The organism is Corynebacterium gottingense (assembly GCF_003693265.1).
Lineage (GTDB): Bacteria > Actinomycetota > Actinomycetes > Mycobacteriales > Mycobacteriaceae > Corynebacterium > Corynebacterium gottingense.
The window spans coordinates 1-2,255 of the sequence record NZ_RDRE01000094.1 but is presented as its reverse complement, the minus strand read 5'-3'; the positions used below and the strand labels follow the sequence as shown (position 1 = coordinate 2,255).

At 65.0% G+C, this 2,255-nt stretch carries 2 protein-coding genes and 1 pseudogene; 1 reads left to right on the top strand and 2 read right to left on the bottom strand.

The features are described 5' to 3' along the window. Positions 1-702 (bottom strand): DUF418 domain-containing protein (locus EAW56_RS11835; protein ID WP_425267114.1); only part of this gene is annotated, 702 nt, incomplete at its 3' end. Between the two features lie 22 nt (positions 703-724). Further along, complete coding sequence (locus EAW56_RS11830; RefSeq protein ID WP_122086750.1) at positions 725-1,939, bottom strand: amidohydrolase; 1,215 nt, start codon at positions 1,937-1,939, stop codon at positions 725-727. 116 nt (positions 1,940-2,055) lie between these two features. Between EAW56_RS11830 and EAW56_RS13095 the strand changes: the two are divergent. Then, positions 2,056-2,255, top strand: a pseudogene (locus EAW56_RS13095) (hypothetical protein); the annotation flags it as partial.

Below are 2,255 nucleotides of genomic sequence, written 5' to 3'. Positions count from 1 at the left end.
GTTGACCAGCACGCCTTCCTTCGCCCACACATAGCCGATGGTGGCCAAGGGGACAAGCTCAAGCAGGATAAACGGGGTGGACAGCAGCATTTCTGCCGCGTTGGCGAGGTTGTTGGTGAAGTAGGTGCCAAAACTCCCAAATTCTTCATTGAGCACATTGTTCCCACCCATCTCCTTAGCCACCTCAGGGATTAACGCCGCTGATACGCCCATGAATGAAGTGAAAAGGATGTAGAGGCCGAGGCAGGAGTACGAGATGATGCGCAGCACCTTCGTCGAGAGCGTGAACATCACCGAAAGCAGCAGCCCGACGAAGCCGTACATGGTCATGATGTCGCCAAAGAACAGCAGGCACAAGTGGGCCAGGCCAAAAAGCGCGAGCGCGCCGTAACGTCGGGCCAGGACCTTTCGCGCCTCACCGACCGGGTACTGCTTCCGGTACAGGCTGGAGACGACAAGCCCGAAGCCGAAGCCAAGCAGCGTGGCAAACATGGGCAGGCCGCGGGAGTGGACGAAGAGGGCGGCGAAGAGGGCCAACGCGGCGTCGATAAGCGAGCCCTCTTGCACCCCGCCGACACTCCACCCGGGGCCTGACTCCGGCTGCGAGTGCTGATTGATCATCCAAAATAGCGAGCCGTTGGCGAGAGCGATGCCGAGCAGCGCTGTGCCGCGGGCAAGGTCGGGGACGAGTAGTCGTTGCATGGGCCTCACTTTTACCAGCTGCTTACCGCATCAGCCAGGGCGAGACCGAGACGAGGATGGCGCGGGTGGCCTGGTCGAGCGTGGGCTGTAGGTCAGGCGCAAAGAAGGGGGAGTGGTTGGACGGGGCGGAGTTGATGTCCGAGCTGCTGCCCACAAACCAGTAGAAGTACGGCGCGCCAAAGGCGTTGGCGATGGTGGGGAAGTCCTCGGAACCGCACAGCCGGCCGAAGTCGCCGACCACATCGCCGAACTGCTCGCGGAACGCGGCCATCACCTGCTCGGCGATGGCCTCGTCGTTGGAGAACTCGGGGGCGCCGCCGACAATCTCAAACGTCGGTTCCGTGGTCGCGTCCGCCGCCGCGCACTCGGCGCGGACGATGCGCCGGATGGCGCTGTTCAGGCGGTCGCTGACCTCGGTGGTGAACGCGCGGGTGCTCACGGATAGCTCGGCGGTGGCGGGGATCGTGTTCGGGGATTCGCCGGCGTGGATCGCGCCCACCGTCACCACGCCCATTTCCTGCGGGGCGATCTCGCGCGACACAATGGTCTGCAGGCGGGTGATCACGTGCGCCGCGATGACCACGGGGTCCACCCCCTTCTCCGGCATCGAGCCGTGCGCGCCGGTGCCGTGGATGGTGATTTTGGTCTGCACGCACGTGGAACACACCGGCCCGGCGAGCGCGCCCATCCCGTAGCCGGGAATCATCGGGCCGACGTGCTGGCCCAGCACCACGTCCGGGGTCGGCACCTTCTCCGCCAGGCCGTGCTCCACCATGTCCCGCGCGCCGGCGCCGGTTTCCTCGCCGGGCTGGAACAGTGCGAGGAGCGTGCCCGACCAGGCGTCAGTGTGCTGCGCAAGCATTGTCGACGCCGCGAGCAAGGCCGCCGTGTGCATATCGTGCCCACAGGCGTGGGCGGCGCCGAGCGCGGGGTCGGCCGAGTACTCCAGGCCGGTCTCCTCCGAGAGCGGCAGGGCGTCGAAATCGGCGCGGAAGCACACGGTCGGCCCTTCGCCGTTGGTGAGGATGCCCACCTTGCCGGTGGCGCCCACCGGCACGACGGTGAAGCCGGCGGCTTCCAGCTCCTCGCCGATGCGGGCGCTCGTCTGGTGCTCTTCCAGGGCGAGTTCGGGGTGCTGGTGGAACCACTTGTACAACGCTTCGCGCTCGCCGCGGGTGGCGTCCAGATCGGACTCGAATGGTGCAAACGGTCCAGTGAGTGCAAAAGATTTCGTCATGGGGACATGCTAGCCCGGGCACTTCTGACCTTTGATGTGGTAAATGAGGAAATTGGGGCAAAAACATGGCAATGTATACGGGAGTTGCTGTTGTGGTCTATGTAGGAAGAATGCCCATGATTCGTCGTCGTATCGCCGCCCTGATCACCGCGTTTGCCGTCGCCGCGCTGCCTGCTGCGCCCGCGAACGCTGGTGAAGCGCCTGCACCGCAGCCGGCGCCGATCGACCCGAACTACACCTGGCACAACGACCCGATTTCAAAGGTGCTGGCCGGCAAGCCGCTTGCGGACTACGTCCTGCACCGCGTGCCCGGCTC

Coding starts and splice junctions, on each gene's coding strand:
- EAW56_RS11830 (WP_122086750.1), bottom strand. CDS start 1,939: ATGACGAAATCTTTTGCACTCACTGGACCGTTTGCACCATTCGAGTCC.